This is a genomic window from Cupriavidus sp. HMR-1, assembly GCF_000319775.1.
Lineage (GTDB): Bacteria > Pseudomonadota > Gammaproteobacteria > Burkholderiales > Burkholderiaceae > Cupriavidus > Cupriavidus metallidurans.
Genome location: NZ_ANKP01000238.1, coordinates 49,959 through 69,008, shown reverse-complemented (window position 1 = coordinate 69,008; position 19,050 = coordinate 49,959). Strand labels below are relative to the sequence as shown.

Below are 19,050 nucleotides of genomic sequence, written 5' to 3'. Positions count from 1 at the left end.
GCCACGCGCGGCACCGCCAACACGCTCACCACCGCCGACTGCCGGGCCACTGGGAGGCGGCGGCGCCGAGGACACGGCCGCCGGGTCTATGCCCGTATTCGATTTGGCCCAGGAATAGCAATAACCGTCGTCCTGTTGCTGCTGGGCGGCGCTCTGTCCCTTGGCGGGATACGCAATCGGCTTGGACTGAGCCATCGCGCCAAGGGCGATGCCCGCCGTGGCCAGCAACAAGACCGGCCTGATGATCGACCTCGACATGAAATCACTCCTTGTTACGGGTTTCCGGTTGACTCAGGCTTGCCTGAGGCGCCTGTGCTGCTTCCGACTCCACGGGCCAGCCACCACCCAACGCCTTGTAGAGCTGGACAAGCTGGCCAAACTCCGAACCAATGAGGGTGGACTGGTCAAGTTGCGCGGCGAACAGCGCGCGCTCGGAATCCAGCACTTCAAGATAGCTCGTATAGCCGCCTTCGTAGCGATCTCGTGCCAGCGAAGCGTAACGGCCCAGCGCATCGACCTGGTCGGTCTTGGCATTGAGCTGATCGCGCGTACGCTGCACGCTGACCAGCGCATCCGCCACTTCCCGGAACGCTGTCTGGATGGATTGCTGGTAGGCCTGCAGCGACTGCGTCTGAATCGCCTCCGCCTGCTTGACGTCGCCGGCGATCGCGCCACCGGTGAAGATCGGCATACTGATGAGCCCGGCGAACGACCAGGCCCGTGCCGGACCGGTCCACAGCCCCGACAGTGCCGTGCTGGCAGCTCCGAACGCGCCGGTCAGCGAAATCGTCGGGAAGTACTCGGCACGCGCGGCGCCGATACGGGCATTGGCCGCCACGAGATTCTGCTCGGCCAGGAGTACGTCCGGCCGCTGCTCCAGTAACGTCGACGGCAGGCCGACCGGCACGCCCGGCAAGGTCAACTCGGAGATCGACTTGCCGCGCGGAATTTCACGCGGGTTCTCGCCCAGCAGACCGGCCAGCAGGTCCTCCTGCAGCGCGACTTGCTGGCGGAACTGCTCGACCGAGGTCAGTGCCGATGCGTATTCTGACCGCGCTTGCGCGAACTCGACCTCGGAGACCACACCGCCCTGGAAGCGCTCCCGGAACAACTCAAGCGCGCCCCGACGGCTTTCCAGGGTGTCTTGCGAGATACGCAGGCGGTTATCGAGATCCCGCAGCGTGATATAGGCACTGGCAGTCGCGGCGACAACCGAGATTTCCGTGCTCCGACGCGCCAGTTCGCTGGCCTGCCAGTCAGCCTTGGCCGCCTCGGTCAGGCGGCGTATCCGGCCAAACAGGTCGATTTCCCAGGATGCGGTGGCGGCGACGTGCGTCTGGTTGAACGGGTTGTTGATCGGCAGCGCCGTGCCATTGGTGGTGCTGATGCGCTGGCGCCCACCGCCAGCCTCGATCCCCACCTGAGGGAACAGGCCAGACCGGGTGGTCATGACACGGCCGTAGTACTCCTCGACCCGTGCCGCGGCAATCAGCAAGTCCTTGTTGTTGGCCCGCGCTGTGGCAATCAGCCCGTCCAGCACCGGATCGTTCATCTGCGACCACCAATACGTGGCCGGTGTCTGCGCCACGCTGATACCTTCGTCCGCGAAGCGGTAGGCCTGCGGAACATCGACAGGCGGACGAACGTAGTCCGGCCCGACCGCGCACCCGGCGGCGGCCAGCGTGGCGAGAAGCATCAATCGGGACACCGTGCGGCGCTTCATGACGTGCCTCCCGGAGTAGCCTCGGTGTCACTCGCCGGCCCCGCCCCTGGCCCGGTCCCGGTCCCTGAAGCCGGCTGCTTGCCCTTCCTCTTCTCGCTGCGCTGCTCCAGGCCCCAGAAGAACATCGGGATGAAGAAGATGGCGATAACGGTCGCGCCAAGCATCCCGCCAATCACGCCGGTACCGAGTGACTGGCGGCTGGCGGCGGATGCTCCGCTGGCGATGGCCAGCGGCACGCAACCCAGGATGAAGGCCAGCGAGGTCATGATGATCGGGCGCAGACGCATCTTGGCCGCCTTGACCGCGGCATCGAACGGGCTCAGCCCTTCCTTCTCTTGCATTTCCACGGCGAACTCGAAGATCAGGATGGCATTCTTGGCCGCCAGCGCGATCAGCACGGTCAACCCGATCTGGAAATACACGTCGTTCTCCATACCTCGCAGCAAGATGCCCATCAGCGCGCCAAACAACGCGAATGGCACCGCCAGCAGCACGCCCAGCGGCAACGACCATTTTTCGTACTGGGCGGCCAGGATCAGGAACACCATCAGCAATGCGAAGGCGAAGACCAGCGCGGCAGTGGACCCTGCCTTCTTCTCTTCGTACGCCTGTCCGCTCCACGCAAAGCTGTAGCCTTCGCCAAGGACTTCGTGAGCTACCTCTTCCATTGCTGCCAGCGCCTGCCCGGAGCTATACCCCGGCGCGGCGTCGCCAGTAATCTTCGCTGCGGGGAAGTTGTTGAACCGCGTGACCAGATCCGCGCCCGAGACCCAGCGCGAGTTCGTCACGGCCTTGATCGGGACCATGTCTCCCTTGGCATTGCGTACGTAGACGTTGTCGAGGTCGTCGGGCCGCGAGCGGTACTTGGGCTCCGCCTGCAGGATCACCTGGAACAGACGACTGTTCTTCGGGAACTGGCTGACGTAGAGCGAGCCGAACATTGTCTGCAAGGCCGAGTAGACCGACTCCACCGCCACGCCCTGGGTTTCCGCGCGCTCACGGTCGAGGTCCACCAGTAACTGCCTGGAGCGCGTGTTGATCGTGCTGTTCACGCCGCGCAATTCGGGTCGCTGATGGGCCTTGGCGATAAACGCCCTGACGCGTTCCTCGAGTTGCGGATAGGTGCCATCCCCGGTGCTTTGCAGCCAGAACTCGAAGCCGCCGGTCGTACCCAGGCCCGGGATCGATGGCGGATTGACCGGCACCACGACGCCCTCGCGGTAGGTGGAGAACTCCTTGTTGGCCTTCGCGATCAGGTCCGCCGCGCTTTCACCCTTGCCGCGCTCGCATGGACCGTGTCACGAAACGGAAACATCGACCGGGTACGTTCAGCGCCCTCGCGTGCAGTGGGGCGCTGCTTCTGGTAATGGCGACCGCCATGCCGGCCGCGCACGCCCAGGCGCAAATTTTCGGACCCGGTGTGCAACGGCAGGCCAACGCCGTGCTGTCGCTGATGAGCTATTCGGTCGTGCCGGATCTGGCATCGAGTTCGCTGTCGATCAAAAGTGCCCAGACGGACAACCCCGGCATCGTCATGTCGCAGCTTGGCGGCGGCTTCACGATGAGCAAGACGTTTCCGCTCTATCTCGAAGGCTCGATCGCGTACAGCCGCTACGATCCGACCTTTGTATCGACGGACGGTGCGGAATCGCGCCTGCTTCCCACGCGCTGGAACACTTTTGCCGGAACGGTCGGTATTGGCTGGGATTTTCCGCTAACTGACGACAAGGAACTGGTGATCCGCCCGATCCTCAACGCTTCGCTGGGCAATGTGTCGAGTGACCTCAAGCTTGCCACGGCGGTTGTCCAGCACGTGACGGACCGCGACATCAACTTTCTCAACGGTGGCACGTTGAATGCCTACGGCCTGGGTGGCGCGCTGATGCTGGACTGGGAACACTACCGGCCAGAGCACGACATTGATATCGAGCTCCGCTACACCAGTATCCATTTGCAGAGCTTCGGCGGTTCCGCGCCATCGGTGCAAGGATCCGTTACCTCGCAAACTGCGAATCTCTATGCGCGCTGGCGCGCCCCGACCGGTCTGATCGCACTCGATCGCCCGCTCAGATACGTGCTCGAACTCTCCCATTCTCATTACTTTGGCGCGCAGGCGGGAGTATTGGGATTCAATTACCTGACAACGCTGGGAGCGGGACTGGAACTGGATACCACCGCGCACGAGGTGTATGTGACACGTGTGCGGGCCGTCGTCCGATATGTGTTTGGCAATAATGTTTCTGGTGTTTCCCTCGGACTGGCGGCGAGCTTCTGAGGCGGATATCGCAAAACCGATCGGCTGAGAGTTGTTGCGATCGACTTCCTCCGTCTTGCACCAATATGGTTATTATCGATCCATTTTGGTGCAGAAAACAAATCCCATAACTGACATCGGACTTCGGTCTTGCGCCGAATGCCCGCGCTCGCACGCGCCGTGATGTATTCAGATATTTCTCGTTAGCGCCTTCAAAAACCGGCGGCGGCATACCATACCAAGTTTACGTCTGCCCTATGGCTGTGCGCTTTTCGGCCAGTTTCATGCCATTAATGTGCGCTATTTGATGCACGGCGCGCCCAAATGTTGATCATAGTCAATAATCTACAACCATCATCTATCCCATTTATATAGGATTGAGTGTGAAATAAATTCAAATGCATTTTGATCTGAACAAGTATCAGTGTCTCAAGAGGGTTGGCCGCAATCCGTAAGGCTTTAATGAAGTGGCCATCCTGGACCCCGTTGGCGTTTCTGGTCCTATTTCGCATCATGGCGTGTGGTTATATTTCCATACAAATGCAAGCGAAAGAAGGTTCGTTTTTCAGAAAATGAAGAATATGCTTATCAGCATCAAATCCAGGCTTATAGCGGGGTTCGCATTGTTTGCATTACTGCTGACCGGCGTTGGCGCATTTGGCTATTATGGACTGTCCACGCTTGGTGAGCGCATCGAGGCACTCTACGCGTCCAATACCACACCACTTATTCGCGTGGCTTCGGTCAGGGCGCATTCCTTGCGTATACGTATGAATCTCTGGCGTGCGCAGGTCGAAGCTTCACCGCAAGCCACTGCACAGGCCGAGAAGGACATTGCCGCGTCGCGCGCCGCCATCGAGGATGCCTGGGCGCGCTACTACCCGAACGGCATCACCTCCCCCCGCGAACGGGAACTTGCCACGCAGATCAATGCTTCTCTGCAGGAACTGCTCCCGGAGAACGACAAGGTGCTGACCCTGCTTCGCGCGGAAAACTATGCTGCGGCCAAGGAATACCAGGACGCCAACGTCGCCGCGCAAGCTGACCGGCTGAACGAGTTGATCGACAAGGCCATATCCGACAACGCCGCGCAGGCGGAAGCGGCCGTGAAAGAAAGCTCGGGCATGACAAAGACGATCCTGTTGATGGCCGCTTTGCTGATCGCCGCCGGCATCCTGTTGTCGCTGGTAATCGCTACCTTGCTGACGCGTGGGGTGACAAAGCCGCTCGACAAGGCATTGCATATTGCCACCGATGTTTCCAAAGGAAAGCCTGGCCAGCCTGTCGTCGTCGATACCCAGGACGAGATTCGCCGCGTGATTGACGCCCTGAAGTTGATGGATGAAAAGCTCTCTGCCACCGTGGAGGAAGGAGCGCGCCAGGCTGGCGAGGTCGGCGCATCCATGCAGGAAGTCATCCGCGTGATCAACAAGATGTCGGACATTATTGGAGAGATCGTCGTCACATCCGATGAGCGAATCCGTGGGGTTGAACAAATACACGTCGCCAACAGCCAGATTGACGCAGCCACGCAGCAGAACGCCGCGTTGGCAGAAGACGCTGCGGCCGCCTCCCAGTCTCTTCAGGAACAGGCGCGGCGAATGAAGGAGGACATGATGTTCTTCCGTCTCGCGAACGATACCAGCGCCATCACCGTGCCTCGCGCCTCCGTGCCAAAAGCCGCTGCGCCCGTCGTCAAGAGGGTTGCGAAAACCAATGTGATGAACCCATCCAGCCAGTTTGCGCTGGCCGCTCTGGAAGGCAAGTCAGGTCACGGCGACTGGCAAACCTTCTGAGCTCACGCACGAGGGAGTTCCCTCTGCGGGTCCAAAGCAATAAAGCCGGGGGTGGCGTCAAGCACACGCCACCACCCAGGTGTCCGCCACCGCCTCTCGCCTTCCGGGTAGCCATCGCTGCCAACGGTCAGCAAGTTACGGAAACTGCGCCCCTCTCGCATCGCCTCACTTGAAAATGCCTCGCTGCTCTGCATGTACCTTCGCCAGCTTTTGCCTCCCGGGTGGATTGAATCGCCGCGACATCGATCGCCTGGACTCCGTCGTACATGGCCGAATCAGCCTGCATAAGGGCGAATCGCTTTATCGGCTGGGTGATCCCGTGAAAGCCATCTATGCAATCCGTGTCGGCACATTGAAGAGCCAGGTTTCCACCCAGGATGGACGCGTACAGATCGTTGGGTTTCATCTTCCCGGCGAACTGGTCGGCCTCGACAGCCTGGTGTCCCCGCAATATATGTCTCACGCGGTGGCCCTCGAGGACGCCCGGCTCTGCCGCATCAATCTGACAGCGTTGCGCGATCTTGCTGTCGCGCTGCCCGGGCTGTACAACAACATCCTGCGGCTCATGGCAAACGAAGTCCGTCACGACCATGGCATGTTGAGAACGCTTGGGGTGCTCAATGCCGAGGAAAGGCTGATCGCGTTCCTTCTCAGTCTTTCCGCGCGGCTGTCCGCCAGGGGATTTGCGGCAAGCGAGTTCCAACTGCGGATGACCCGGGAGGAAATCGGCAGCTATCTGGGCCTGAAGCTAGAGACGATCAGCCGCCTGTTCTCCAGGCTTTCGGAGACGGGACTGATCACCGTCCGACACCGCAGCGTGAAGCTCAACGATCTCAACGGGCTACGCCTGATATATGAAGGCTCGTCAGGCGCTCTGGCATCGTTCCAGAATGGTTGTCTTGCTGACTGAAGTGGTGTCAGGCATTAATTTCAGCGCGATTAATTTTGGCATTTCACACGCTCATAAATTTGCGTCTATGCAATATTTTAGCGTTCATTTCAATTATTTTATTGAAAATAATCATATAATTGAAAATGTAGTCAAGTTTACTCCCCATTGGACTTGGCTATATCCGCGTTTATGCCCTCCTCTGGAGGGCATTTTTTCCCATTGAGGAAGATTGCGTGCAGGCGGATTACTTGGATCTGAATATGAAGAATCGCAGCCCCCTCGTTGATAGAGAAAGCTGCCAATACCGATACTGCCGGGGGGAAGCAGAACTCAGGGCTTCAGATTGCCCATCCGACGGAAGGATGCGTCCTCCGAGCGATTCATCGCCGCGGGTTCGATGGATATCGTTTGCTGCAAGCCTTCTGGCACGACGATGGGCATAGCCAGCTTCTTCCCCTTGGCTGCGCGTGGGGGCGGCGCGCATAATCCACAGACGAAGTTGGTCTGCAGGTCATACTTGTGCCTGACGAACGAACCACCACAGCATTTGCAGGTGGAACTGACCAACGTGCCAGAGTCCAGGAACCTGAGCATGGTCCAGGCTCGCGTAAAGCTCAGGGTGAATTCCTCGCCTATCAGCGAGATGTGCTCCGCGTACAGGCGATAGGCAGACACAATGCAGCGGATGCGCGATTGCTTACCCCGAGCCATCAGAAACCTGTAGGCGGACAGGAACAGCGATGCATGCACATTCGGTCGCCATGTAAGGAACCACTCTGGCGAGGACGGCAATTGCCCTTTCGGCGGCGAGACACCTCGCAACTCCTTGTAGAGCCGGGTAAGACGGTCACGCGATATCGCGACTTCGGACTCCAAAACCTGCAACCGCGCGCCGAGTTCAACCAGTTCCACCGCCAACCGGAACTCCTCTACTTCTCTAAGGACACTCTTCCGAGTCGTCATGTTCTGCCTGCATCGTCAGTTGATCGAGTCCACGGGGTGCGCCGAGAGCAGAATAGCCATGTGCATTTGCTGGAGATCGTGTTGCGGCGACCCATTTGCCAGCGTTGATAGCAGTGAATGGTTATCGAATCTGAAGGCGCAAAGAAGTATGTTGGTTCGCGCCAGCTTGACCAACTGCGTGGGGCTCAACCCTCCAATGATCTCGGCCACTTCCTGACTGACACCTAGCCGGAACATGGCTTCTGCGTCATGCTCAAGAATCATGCGCTGCGCGAGCAAGAGATAAGAAAGATTGAAATCTGAAATGCTGATGACCCTGTCGTCGACTTCCATTTTTAAATTTATTACTACGTTGTTGATGTGCCAATACTAGCCCACCAAAAGACTCCGCTTCGGAATATTGACGGCGAAATTTGTGAATAGTCAAAATGCGATAAATACCTTCATCACAGGACATCGTCATTGTATTTATCGGGATATTTTTCGATATAAATAGATGTAAATTTTGATGAAAATCAAGATACATGTCCTTGTGGAGTTAAATTGACGATCAGACTTCCGTAAATAATGGCCGCCTCACGTGCTCCTCCTTGTCGGTGGGTATTACCGCACGGCAATGGAGCCAGCGTTCCTGTTACAGCGTGGCCTCCGGACTTCCGATTGACGAGGCAAAACAGAACGCATCTTTTCCATTGCGCTTGGCCTGGTACATAGCGACATCCGCCTTTCTCAGCAGTTCTGCGGGTGTCAATGCATCCGTCGGGTACACGCTGATGCCAATGCTGGACGTCACGAAAACCTGGTGTTCGCCGATCTGCCGCGCGGACCGGATCATCCGGAGAAGGCTCCGCGCCAGCGTTGGGAGATGGTCCTGGTCTCCGATGCCTTCCAAAACGATGGCAAACTCATCGCCACCAATCCGTGCAACCGTGTCGGAATCGCGCACCGCGTTCTGGAGATCCCGCCCAATCAGGATGAGCAACTCATCGCCGACGCCATGCCCCAGCGTATCGTTGACGGCCTTGAATCCGTCCAGATCGAGGAACATGAGTGCAACCGGCTGTGGCATGCGCCTGGCACGGGCAAGCGCCTGGCTGAGGCGCTCGTCGAGCAGAAGCCGGTTTGGCAGGCCTGTCAGCATGTCGTGGGTGGCAAGATAGCCAAGCCGCTCTACAGTCTGTTGCCGATGCGTAATGTCAGTGCAGATAGCAGCAAAATGCGTGTACTCGTGGTTTGCCCCGCAAATGCCCGCAATCGACAACGACTCCAGGTACACGCCACCATCCTTGCGCCGATTCCACAGCTCGCCTTTCCACTGGCCCGCCTCTCTCAGCGCTTTCCAGAGTCCGCGATAAAACTCCTTCGTCTGTCGTCCGGAATTGAACATGCGAGGGTTGTTGCCGACCAGTTCGGCCTGGCTGTATCCCGTGAGGCGGCAAAATGCGGGGTTCACCTTTTCTATCGTCCCTTCCGCATTCGTAATCATGACCCCATCCAGGGTCATCTCGATTGCCTGGTCCGCCAGCCAGAGGTGATAGCGCGACTCCTCCATGGCGTCGTCACGCTGGCGAACCAGGTGCGTGAAGATAGCGATCGAAATCGTCGCGCCAGTCGCCAGCAGCACAAATGCGAAGGCGGTGGTGATGACCACGCTCAGCATGGTGGCACTTTCCTGCCGAAGCGCGGCCGCCATGGCGACGTTCAGATCGACCTCGCTCGCGATCAGCGTATCCAGCTGATTCAGCGCCTCGACGTTCTGCTCCAGCCAGTCGCGCGTGTCATCGTGTTCGCCGAAGGAAATCCGCTCCAGCGAAGACCGGACGATTCCGCTGAACAAGGTCAGCCGATGCCCGATCTCGGTGGCGAGCACGTCCTCGTGCTGATTGTCTGGCGCATCCGCGCAATACCGGGCCCAAGCGTTGTCGATGGCCCTCAGATTCACATGTATGGCCGCGATGGCCTGGCGTTCCTCTTCGCGGCCGCGCAAGGCAACAAGCCGCCAGAGCAAGCGGCGGATGTCGGTCGCACGTGTCCTGATTTCTGCTAGCTCTTTGATCGGCGCGGTGTTGTGCTCGTAGATTGCCTTCACGTATCCGTCAAACCTCAGCATGACGAACGCGCTTCCGCCGATCAGTGCTGTCAGGGCGACGACCCCGGCAGCTATGGCTTTGATACCTCGACGCCTTAGCGGTTGGGCATATGATTCCATTCCCAATGACGAATGTGGCCAGCAGGCCTTGGGTGTTTCCACAAAGCCAGCGACGAATTGCAACAAGAACGTTGAAGTGTCGGCAGGATACTGGGACTTCACTGCCTCCCCAATCTTCCATGTTGATTCGCATCAAGGCGAAGCCGGAATATGTATTGCAGGAGCTCGCGCAACATGGACGACGTCGGCGACACGCTGCCTTCGACGTCTCCGGCTAGCAACAACTTGCCGCGAATTGCCCACGGTCAATATCGCAGACCCATATCTGGATCCGCAGGCCGTTATTAGCAACCGAAGCACGGCAGCCCATCGGTTAGACACCAGACACCTCGAGTGTGGCCGTGCGTGGCGCGACGGCAGCGTAGGCTGCTATCGCGAGAGAGAGGCCTATCCGCACTTTCGCCTCCATGCAGGCGAACCTAATCCATGAAGATCAATATGAGTCGAAATCCACAGTCCGCCGCATTCGGCGTAGCAACTCAGGCAAGATCCGAACTGACACCTCCCTGCACCACCTCCGAGAACCCAGGATCAGGCGGCACGCCCGCTGATCCGCTCGGTGCCATGATGAGCGATATCGGCGTACTGGGCGATGCGTCGCTACATTTCGGAGCCAGGCTGCTGGTTATTCGAGAGTTGCTCAGAGCCTTGTGCAGCCATCTGCCGACCGCGCTGCGGGCCGGAATCACCAACGAACTGCGAGCCGGTACGGAGCGAATCCTCGCGCACGCCGACGAACGGCCCCTGCCGGACGCCTTCTACCACGCACTTCTGGACGAGATGAACCACTACCTCGAGTGCCTGTGAGGGATTGAAAGCCGACTGCCATATGCCTGAATTCGGAATCCGGCGCAACCATAGTGAGGAATTTATTTAATTCGCCAAATAAAAGATTCATGTCGTGAATCAAAGTCCCCACGCAGAGCTGCGATATTCTGGGGGGAAACCCTGACGGGGCACTCCACGTGCCCCGTGCCCCCGGATTTTTTCACGGCGCGCCATGCGCGGTGATGCCTGCATGGAATGGCTACCACGCATGTCACTTGCCTTTGCCAGAGAGTTACTCATCAAGCGTCATATCTCACGTCGCGGGCCAGCCGCGGCACTGATAGTCGTCCCGATGCTGCTTGGCGGCTGCATCTCGATGGATCCGACCTACGAACGCCCTGCTGCACCAGTGCGGACCGCATGGTCGCCAGATGCCACGGCGCCGGCCGTCACGCCAGCCGCCACGATAGGCTGGCGCGAGTTCTACGCGGACCCCGAGCTTCAGGCACTGATCGGACAAGCGCTCGACAACAACCGGGACTTGCGCATTGGCGCAGCGCGTGTCGCGCAATCGTTTGCTGCCTACGGCATTCAGCGGGCGGAGCAATACCCGTGGATCGGCGCATCCGCCGATGGAACCCGGGCTCGGGTACCCGGTGATCTGAATCTGACTGGTCGACCTCTAATAAGCAGTCAATATCAAGTTGGCGTTGGACTCAGCACGTGGGAGATCGATTTCTGGGGGCGTATTCGCAGTCTCAAGGACGCCGCCTTGCAGAACTATCTGGCGTCCGATGCTGCGCAACGGGCTGTCACACTGTCGATCATCACACAGGTGGCGCAGACGTATCTGGCCATTCGCGAGCTCGACGAACGGATCGCTCTGGCAAAGCAGACAACGGACACCCGGGCCGAATCGCTGCGTATCTTCACGCGCCGGGAACAAGTCGGTTCCGCATCCAAGCTGGAACTGACCGAAGTCATTACCCTTTATCAGCAGGCCCGGGCACTGGTCACCCAACTCGAGCAGGACCGCGCTACACAGTCTCACGCGCTGGAGGTTCTGGTCGGCGCGCCGGCCGATGTCAAGCCGGCCATCGGCCTGGTCAACGACGCCGAGTTGATGCGTCAGATCGACGCTGGCCTGCCATCCGAGCAACTGGAGAACCGGCCCGACATCGTTTCGGCCGAGCACCAGTTGATGGCCGAGAACGCAAACATCGGCGCTGCACGGGCGGCATTCTTCCCGCGAGTGACGCTGACCGGTTTCGCCGGCACGGCCAGCGCGGACCTGGATGGTCTGTTCCGTGGAGGCAGTGGCGTATGGTCCTTCGCACCAAGTATTTCCATTCCGATCTTCCAGGGCGGACAGTTGCGCAGCAACCTCGACCTCGCGAAAGCACGGCGCGTGGAGGCGGTAGCCCAATACGAAAAGACCATCCAGAATGCTTTCCGCGATGTGGCCGATGCCCTGAGCGCGCAGCGCTGGCTGGCCGAACAGGTCGATATTCTGCAACTCACACAGGCGGCCCAGGCCGAACGCCGACGACTGGCGAAGCTGCGCTACGACAATGGTGCCGCAACCTTCCTCGAAGTCCTCGATGCCGAGCGTGATCTGCTTGTCATCGAGCAACAGGCCGTCCAATCGCGCCGCGCCCTGCTTGCCAGCCGCGTCAGCCTGTATGCCGCACTGGGCGGTGGCACAGCCGTCGCCTCGCCGTCGGAGGTGGCCGCTCCGGAAGTTGCGCCCGCCAGTGCAGCGCCTGACGCCAAGCCCTCCACACCTTCTACTGCTCGTTAACCAAGTCGGCCCATGAAGCTTCCTACCAACAAGCTCGTTCCCGCCCTGGTCGTGCTCGCTGTCGTCGCCGGCGGCTGGTACGCGTGGGATCGCCTGCGTGACAACGGCCCCGGCGAAGGTTTCGCGCGCGGTAACGGCCGCATCGAGGCCACCGAGGTCGATGTGGCGACCAAGCTCGCTGGCCGCGTCAGCGACATCCTCGTCTTTGAAGGCGATTTCGTGACGGCCGGCCAGCCACTGGCCCAGATGCAGATCACCACGCTCGAGGCCCAGCACGATGAAGCCGTGGCCCAGCATCAACAGGCCATCAACGCAGCCGCGGCGGCTGTGGCGCAGGCCGCGGCGCGCAAGAGCGACAAGGCCACGTCGGAAGCGTTGGTCGGCCAGCGCGAGGCCGAGCTCGACGCGGCGCTCCGCCGGCGCGCACGCTCCGAAACCTTGTCCAAGGAAGGCGCCTCGTCGATCCAGGAACTGGACGATGACCGGGCGCGGGCGCGCAGCGCCCAGGCGGCCGTTACCGCAGCTCGCGCCCAGGTGGCCGCTGCCCAGTCTGCCATCGAGGCTGCCCAGGCACAGGTAGTTGGCGCGCAGTCGACGGTCGCCGCCACGCAGGCCACTATCGCCCGCATCCGAGCCGATATCGACGACAGCGAACTGAAGGCACCGCGCGACGGCCGGATCCAGTACCGCGTGGCGCAGCCGGGCGAGGTGCTCGGCGCTGGCGGCAAGGTACTGAACCTCGTTGACCTGTCGGATGTGTACATGACCTTCTTCCTGCCCGAAGCACAGGCCGGTCGGCTTGCCATCGGCCAGGACGCCCGAATCATTCTGGACGCCGCGCCGGAGTATGTGATTCCGGCCAAGATCTCCTTTGTCTCGAGCACTGCGCAGTTCACGCCAAAGACCGTCGAAACGGAAAGCGAGCGTCAGAAGCTGATGTTCCGGGTTCGCGCCAAGATCGACCCGGATCTGCTGCGCAAGCATCTGAAGGTGGTCAAGACGGGGCTGCCGGGCGTGGCATGGGTCAAGCTCGATGCCAAGGCAGAGTGGCCCGCGTCGCTGACCACCAAACTACCTTGAAGACCGCGTAATGAACGTCTCGACGGGTACGCACGAGCACGTTGCCGAAGTCGCGCACGTCACGCTGCGCTATGGCAAGACGGTTGCTCTCGACGACATTTCGCTGGAGTTTCCCGCGGGCCGCATGATCGGCGTGATCGGTCCCGATGGTGTTGGCAAGTCGAGCCTCCTGTCGCTGGTGGCCGGTGCGCGGGCCGTGCAGGAAGGCACGGTCACCGCGCTCGGCGGTGACATGTCGCGCAAGGACCATCGCGACGCCGTCTGCCCGCGCATCGCCTATATGCCGCAGGGGCTGGGCAAGAACCTCTACCCGACATTGTCGGTCGAGGAAAACCTGCAGTTCTTTGCCAGACTGTTCGGCCACGGTGCGGCCGAGCGGCGTCATCGCATCGACGACCTCACGCGCAGCACCGGTCTGCAGCCGTTCCTGGATCGCCCGGCCGGCAAACTCTCCGGCGGCATGAAGCAGAAACTTGGCCTTTGCTGCGCGCTGATCCACGACCCCGACCTGCTGATTCTGGACGAGCCGACCACCGGCGTGGATCCCCTCGCACGCGCACAGTTCTGGGATCTGATCGCCCGCATTCGCCAGGATCGTCCGGGCATGAGCGTGATCGTCGCCACCGCCTACATGGATGAAGCCCAGCGCTTCGACTGGCTGGTGGCAATGGACAGCGGCAAGATCCTCGATACCGGGACGCCGGCAGAACTGCTGGCCCGCACCGGCGCCGCCGATCTCGAAGGCGCGTTTATCGGGCTGCTGCCCGAGGAGAAGAAGCGTGGCTACGAGCCCGTGGTGATCGCGCCGTTGGCCGTGGACGAAAACACCCCGATCGCCATCGAAGCGAAAGACCTGACCATGCGCTTCGGCGATTTCGTCGCCGTGGACCACGTGCAGTTCAAGATCCGGCGGGGCGAGATCTTCGGATTCCTCGGCTCCAATGGCTGCGGCAAGTCCACGACGATGAAGATGCTGACCGGTCTGCTGCCCGCCAGCGACGGACGCGCGTGGCTGTTCGGCCAAGAGGTGGATCCGCGCGATATCGACACCCGCCGCCGCGTGGGCTACATGTCGCAGGCGTTCTCGCTTTACACCGAACTGACGGTGCGCCAGAACCTGGTGCTTCACGCCCAGCTCTTTCACGTGCCGAGGGAGGACATCGAGGTCCGCGTGGAGGAAATGGCCCAGCGCTTTGGGCTGCAGGACGTGATGGAGAGCCTGCCGGACGGCTTGCCGCTCGGTATGCGCCAGCGGCTTTCGCTGGCCGTGGCAATGGTGCATAAGCCCGAGTTGCTGATCCTCGACGAGCCGACCTCCGGCGTCGATCCCGTGGCGCGTGACAACTTCTGGCGGCTGTTGGTTGCGCTGTCCCGCGAGGATCACGTTACGATCTTCATCTCCACGCACTTCATGAACGAGGCGGCCCGCTGCGACCGCATCTCGCTGATGCACGCGGGCAAGGTGCTGGTCAGCGACCCGCCGGAGAAGATCGTCAGCGATTGCGGCGCGGGTACGCTGGAAGCCGCCTTTATCGACTACCTCGTGGCAGCCGGTGGCGGCACGCAGGCGGCCGCGGAAGACACGGAGGCCCCTGCGTCCCCGGTAGAGGCCCAGGCGGAGACAGAAGCAAGGAGCAAGCATCAGCCATTCTCGCTCGGTCGCATGTACAGCTACCTGTGGCGCGAGTCGCTGGAGCTTCAACGCGACCCGGTGCGCCTGACCCTGGCCATGCTGGGCTCCGTGATCCTGATGCTTGTAATGGGCTTCGGCATCAGCATGGACGTTGAGGATTTGACCTATGCGGTCCTCGACCGCGACCAGACCACATTGAGCGAGAACTACGCGCTCAATATCGCCGGCTCGCGCTACTTCGTCCAGAAGCCGCCACTTGAGAGCTATGCCGACATGGACGCGCGCCTGCGCAGCGGCAAGCTGGCCCTGGCTATCGAAATCCCGCCCGGCTTCGCGCGCGATGTGGCGCGTGGCAAGCAAGTCCAGATCGGCGCCTGGATCGACGGCGCCATGCCGACGCGGGCCGAAACCGTTCAGGGCTATGTCCAGGGTATGCACCAAGCCTGGCTGGCGGATCAGGCGCTACGGCGTTACGGTGTGCGGGCCACATCGAATGTCTCGATCGAAACCCGTTTCCGCTATAACCCAGACGTCAAGAGCCTGCCCGCGATGGTGCCGGCTGTGATTCCGCTGCTACTGATGATGATGCCGGCGATGCTGACCGCCCTGTCGGTCGTGCGCGAAAAGGAACTCGGCTCCATCCTGAATCTGTACGTCACCCCCGTCACGCGAACCGAGTTCCTGCTGGGCAAGCAGATGCCGTATGTCGCTCTTGGGATGCTGAATTTCTTCCTGATGTCGTTCCTGGCAGTCACTCTGTTTGGGGTGCCAGTGAAAGGCAACTTCCTGGCGCTGGTGCTGGCGGCCCTGATCTTCAACGTCGTGTCCACGGGCGTTGGCCTGTTCGCGTCCACGTTCACCCGTAGCCAGATCGCCGCCCTCTTCTTCACGATGATCGGCACGATGATCCCGACCATACAGTTCTCGGGTCTCCTGACGCCGGTATCCTCGATGGAGGGTGCGGGCAAGGTGATCGGCGGCATCTATCCCGCCACGCACATGCTCATCATCAGCCGTGGCGTGTTCAACAAGGCGCTTGGCTTCTCCGATCTTTACGCTTCGTACTGGCCGATGCTGATCGCCATCCCCGTCATTCTCGGGTTGACGGTGGCACTGCTAGCCAAGCAGGACAAATGATGGACGTCGCGCCCAACGCCTCCACCCCAGCAGCCCCAGCGACCCCACCCGCTCGCACCGATGCGCGACGCGGCACGTTGCGCCATCTGGCGAATATCTACCGGCTCGGCGTCAAGGAACTCTGGAGCCTGGCGCGTGACCCGATCATGCTGGTGCTGATCATCTACACGTTCACGGCCTCGGTGTACACAGCCGCCACGGCCCAGCCAGATACACTGCACATGGCGCCGATCGCCATCGTTGACGAGGACCATTCGCCGCTGTCGCAACAGATCGCTTCCGCCTTCTTCCCGCCGCAGTTCACCATGCCGCAGATGATCACGTCGTCGGAGGTCAACGCAGGTATGGATGCGGGCAACTACACGTTCGCGCTCAATATCCCGCCGAATTTCCAGCGGGATGTCCTGGGCGGACGCTTCGCCGAGATTCAGCTCAACGTCGACGCCACGCGCATGAGCCAGGCATTTACTGGCAGCGGTTACATCCAGCAGATCGTCTCGGGCGAAATCCAGACGTTCGTGGACCGGTACCGCTCCACCACCCGGCTTCCCGTGGAACTGGCGCTGCGTGTGCGGTTCAACCCAACGCTGACACTGGCATGGTTCGGCGCGCTGAACCAGATCATCAACAACATCACCATGCTGTCGATCATCCTGACCGGCGCCGCGCTGATCCGCGAGCGTGAGCACGGCACGATCGAACACCTGCTGGTCATGCCCGTCACGCCGTCGGAAATCATGCTCAGCAAGGTCTGGTCTATGGGGCTGGTGGTGCTGGTCGCCGCCGCCATGTCACTGCTGTTGATCGTGCGTGGCGCCTTGCACGTGCCGATCGCCGGGTCGGAGACGCTCTTCCTGTGTGGCGCCGCGCTGCTCCTGTTCGCCACCACCTCGATGGGCATCTTCATGGCCACGCTGGCACGCTCGATGCCGCAGTTCGGCATGCTGCTCGTGCTCGTGCTGATGCCGCTGCAGATGTTGTCCGGCGGAAATACGCCACGCGAAAGCATGCCGGAGGTTGTCCAGTACATCATGCTGGCGGCGCCCACCACCCACTTCGTGGAACTCAGCCAGGCGATCCTGTTCCGTGGCGCGGGCCTTGAGGTCGTATGGGTGCAGTTCGTCGCGCTGTTCGTGATCGGGGCGGCGTTTTTCGTGATATCGCTGCGGCGCTTCCGCAAGACGATCAGCCAGATGGCGTAAAAGAAGGAGCCGTCCGATGGACGGCGTTCCATCTACCGCCGATCTCGGACTCGACACCTTCGCGAGGCCGGCAACGCCGATATCCTCTACTCCGCCGCGGGCGCCAGCCGTGGCGTCCTCGGCGTGGAAGCAAAAGCGAACGCAACCTGGATCAGCCCGAGGGTCAAGCCAAGGGACGCACCGACCTTCCACGCCAGCGAGTAACTCTGCATCTGGTCGTAGAGCCAGCCACCACCGAAGGCGCCAATGAAACTCCCGATCTGATGGCTGAAGAACGCCACGCCGGCGATCATTGCCTGCCAGCGCAGACCAAACGTCTGGGCAATCCACCCCTGCACCAGCGGCGACACCCCGAGCCACAGAAAGCCCATGATCGCGGAGAACATCATCGTGGTTTCTGGTGTCGGCAGTGCGTGGAAGAACCAGATGAAGCCGATGGATCGGCAGATGTAGATGCCACCCAGCAATAGCAGCTTGTTGACCCTGCCGCCGGCCCATCCAAAGAACAGGCTTCCCAGAATATTGAATCCGCCGATCAGGCCGAGCGCCTTGGCGGACAACATCGGATCCATGCCGCAGACTTCCAGATATGCGGGAAGGTGCGTGGTCAGGAAGACCAGTTGCATGCCGCATACCGTATAGGCGAGCGCCATGACGACGAACGGAGGGTGTCGCAGCGCGGTCATCAGGGCCTGGCGGCCGCTCTGTTCCGGCTGCGCCCGCGCCGCCGGCGCTTCCCGCACCTTGTCCGCGCGGCCCGCAAACCATGCGGCGGGCAACATCACGACCGCCAGCACTGCAAAGGCTGCCACGCCCATGCGCCAGCCCCATTCGCCGGTGATGCCCTGGCCCAGGGGCGCCGCGATCATCGCACCGATCGATCCCGAAGCAGACACCAGGCCCAGAATCATGCTTCGCACGTTCTGACTGACCGCGCTCGACGCCGCGGCCATGGCCAAGGCTGTGCCCGTAGTGGCCATGGCCATGCCAATCAGCACACCAGCACCAATCACCACGGCCCACAAGCCATTAGCCGTGGCCAGCAACACCAGTCCGATGAGATACAGCAACGATCCCCCCATCATCAGCGGACGAAAACCGGTCCGGACCGCCAGCGCGCCGGCGAATGGCTGCAGCAAGCCCCAGGTGAGGTTTTGCACCGCTACCGCGATGGTGAAGTCGCCCACCGTTATCCCGATGTCCCGCGTCAGCGGCGGCACGAAGATTCCGAGACTCTGACGCAGTCCCATGGCAAGGGACAGCATGACTGACGCGCCGATGAGAATCGGCAAGACGGGGCGCAGCGAGGATCGAGAGGACATATCGTGGTTCTATTTTGTGTCCTGCCTTGGTGAAGACAGGTTCGCCCATTCTCCATTAATTGCGCCGTCAAGGAAATGCTCCCGAACACCAGTGCTAGCCTGCCCTGCAGAAACCGGACGGGTCGTATGCCTGCCTAGTTCCTTTCGCGCCTCTCACGCCTTCCGCTCATTTAAAATCTCTCCCGATCTAGCCTGCGGTATCGCAATGACAGGTTTGCCGGGTTCCGCTACAAAGCCTGGTTGGCATCAGCCGCCGCACAATATTCCCCA

General features: G+C 60.9%; 13 protein-coding genes and 2 pseudogenes. 8 read left to right on the top strand and 7 right to left on the bottom strand.

Going from position 1 to position 19,050, the window contains the following annotated elements:
- The 3 genes and pseudogenes from D769_RS25235 to D769_RS25225 form a co-directional block, all read right to left on the bottom strand.
- Positions 1–258 (bottom strand): annotated as a pseudogene (locus tag D769_RS25235) (hypothetical protein); the annotation flags it as partial.
- A gap of 4 nt (positions 259–262) precedes the next feature.
- Positions 263–1,723 (bottom strand): efflux transporter outer membrane subunit, encoded by a 1,461-nt coding sequence (locus D769_RS25230; RefSeq protein ID WP_008650816.1) that lies wholly within the window; start codon positions 1,721–1,723, stop codon positions 263–265.
- Positions 1,720–3,009, bottom strand: a pseudogene (locus D769_RS25225) (efflux RND transporter permease subunit); the annotation flags it as partial. The pseudogene D769_RS25225 and the gene D769_RS25230, both read right to left, overlap by 4 nt.
- 80 nt (positions 3,010–3,089) lie before the next feature.
- On the opposite strand from D769_RS25225, the gene D769_RS25220 reads away from it, so the two are divergent.
- The 3 genes from D769_RS25220 (at position 3,090) to D769_RS25210 (ending at position 6,683) form a co-directional block, all read left to right on the top strand.
- The gene (locus tag D769_RS25220; protein ID WP_234706977.1) at positions 3,090–3,998 is read left to right on the top strand and encodes a hypothetical protein; all 909 of its coding nucleotides are present in this window, start codon (positions 3,090–3,092) and stop codon (positions 3,996–3,998) included.
- A 446-nt stretch (positions 3,999–4,444) separates the two neighbouring features.
- Positions 4,445–5,773, top strand: coding sequence for an MCP four helix bundle domain-containing protein (locus D769_RS25215; protein WP_241227903.1), 1,329 nt, complete (start codon positions 4,445–4,447; stop codon positions 5,771–5,773).
- A gap of 175 nt (positions 5,774–5,948) precedes the next feature.
- The gene (locus D769_RS25210; RefSeq protein WP_035882182.1) at positions 5,949–6,683 is read left to right on the top strand and encodes a helix-turn-helix domain-containing protein; all 735 of its coding nucleotides are present in this window, start codon (positions 5,949–5,951) and stop codon (positions 6,681–6,683) included.
- A gap of 312 nt (positions 6,684–6,995) precedes the next feature.
- Here the strand turns inward: D769_RS25210 and flhC are convergent, their stop codons facing one another.
- The 3 genes from flhC to D769_RS25195 form a co-directional block, all read right to left on the bottom strand.
- Positions 6,996–7,628: a flagellar transcriptional regulator FlhC gene (gene flhC / locus D769_RS25205; RefSeq protein WP_008650810.1), complete on the bottom strand. Its 633-nt coding sequence runs from the start codon at positions 7,626–7,628 to the stop codon at positions 6,996–6,998.
- Between the two features lie 15 nt (positions 7,629–7,643).
- Positions 7,644–7,961 carry a flagellar transcriptional regulator FlhD gene (gene flhD, locus D769_RS25200; protein WP_008650808.1) on the bottom strand — a complete coding sequence of 106 codons (318 nt, stop codon included), beginning with the start codon at positions 7,959–7,961 and terminating at the stop codon, positions 7,644–7,646.
- A 301-nt stretch (positions 7,962–8,262) separates the two neighbouring features.
- On the bottom strand, positions 8,263–9,939 hold the full coding sequence (locus D769_RS25195) for a diguanylate cyclase (protein ID WP_234706972.1): 1,677 nt from the start codon (positions 9,937–9,939) through the stop codon (positions 8,263–8,265).
- 324 nt (positions 9,940–10,263) lie between these two features.
- Here D769_RS25195 and D769_RS32005 point away from each other — a divergent pair, with 324 nt between their 5' ends.
- From D769_RS32005 to D769_RS25170, 5 genes are all read left to right on the top strand, one after another.
- Positions 10,264–10,644 (top strand): hypothetical protein, encoded by a 381-nt coding sequence (locus D769_RS32005; protein WP_152415064.1) that lies wholly within the window; start codon positions 10,264–10,266, stop codon positions 10,642–10,644.
- Between the two features lie 229 nt (positions 10,645–10,873).
- The gene (locus D769_RS25185) at positions 10,874–12,406 is read left to right on the top strand and encodes an efflux transporter outer membrane subunit (RefSeq protein WP_052018162.1); all 1,533 of its coding nucleotides are present in this window, start codon (positions 10,874–10,876) and stop codon (positions 12,404–12,406) included.
- A gap of 12 nt (positions 12,407–12,418) precedes the next feature.
- On the top strand, positions 12,419–13,486 hold the full coding sequence (locus D769_RS25180; protein WP_008650804.1) for an HlyD family efflux transporter periplasmic adaptor subunit: 1,068 nt from the start codon (positions 12,419–12,421) through the stop codon (positions 13,484–13,486).
- Between the two features lie 10 nt (positions 13,487–13,496).
- Positions 13,497–16,256, top strand: coding sequence for a ribosome-associated ATPase/putative transporter RbbA (gene rbbA, locus D769_RS25175; RefSeq protein WP_008650801.1), 2,760 nt, complete (start codon positions 13,497–13,499; stop codon positions 16,254–16,256).
- 77 nt (positions 16,257–16,333) lie between these two features.
- Positions 16,334–17,458: an ABC transporter permease gene (locus D769_RS25170; RefSeq protein ID WP_008650799.1), complete on the top strand. Its 1,125-nt coding sequence runs from the start codon at positions 16,334–16,336 to the stop codon at positions 17,456–17,458.
- An 86-nt stretch (positions 17,459–17,544) separates the two neighbouring features.
- Here D769_RS25170 and D769_RS25165 read toward each other — a convergent pair whose 3' ends face one another.
- Complete coding sequence (locus tag D769_RS25165) at positions 17,545–18,780, bottom strand: MFS transporter (protein ID WP_040011246.1); 1,236 nt, start codon at positions 18,778–18,780, stop codon at positions 17,545–17,547.
- Between the last annotated feature and the right edge of the window lie 270 nt (positions 18,781–19,050).

Excerpts from the sequence above, each read along its gene's own strand:
- D769_RS25230 (WP_008650816.1), bottom strand. The coding sequence starts at position 1,723 with ATGAAGCGCCGCACGGTGTCCCGATTGATGCTTCTCGCCACGCTGGCC.
- flhC (WP_008650810.1), bottom strand. The coding sequence starts at position 7,628 with ATGACGACTCGGAAGAGTGTCCTTAGAGAAGTAGAGGAGTTCCGGTTG.
- D769_RS32005 (WP_152415064.1), top strand. The coding sequence starts at position 10,264 with ATGAAGATCAATATGAGTCGAAATCCACAGTCCGCCGCATTCGGCGTA.
- D769_RS25165 (WP_040011246.1), bottom strand. The coding sequence starts at position 18,780 with ATGTCCTCTCGATCCTCGCTGCGCCCCGTCTTGCCGATTCTCATCGGC.
- rbbA (WP_008650801.1), top strand. The coding sequence starts at position 13,497 with ATGAACGTCTCGACGGGTACGCACGAGCACGTTGCCGAAGTCGCGCAC.
- D769_RS25185 (WP_052018162.1), top strand. The coding sequence starts at position 10,874 with ATGTCACTTGCCTTTGCCAGAGAGTTACTCATCAAGCGTCATATCTCA.
- D769_RS25220 (WP_234706977.1), top strand. The coding sequence starts at position 3,090 with ATGGCGACCGCCATGCCGGCCGCGCACGCCCAGGCGCAAATTTTCGGA.
- D769_RS25180 (WP_008650804.1), top strand. The coding sequence starts at position 12,419 with ATGAAGCTTCCTACCAACAAGCTCGTTCCCGCCCTGGTCGTGCTCGCT.
- flhD (WP_008650808.1), bottom strand. The coding sequence starts at position 7,961 with ATGGAAGTCGACGACAGGGTCATCAGCATTTCAGATTTCAATCTTTCT.
- D769_RS25210 (WP_035882182.1), top strand. The coding sequence starts at position 5,949 with ATGCCTCGCTGCTCTGCATGTACCTTCGCCAGCTTTTGCCTCCCGGGT.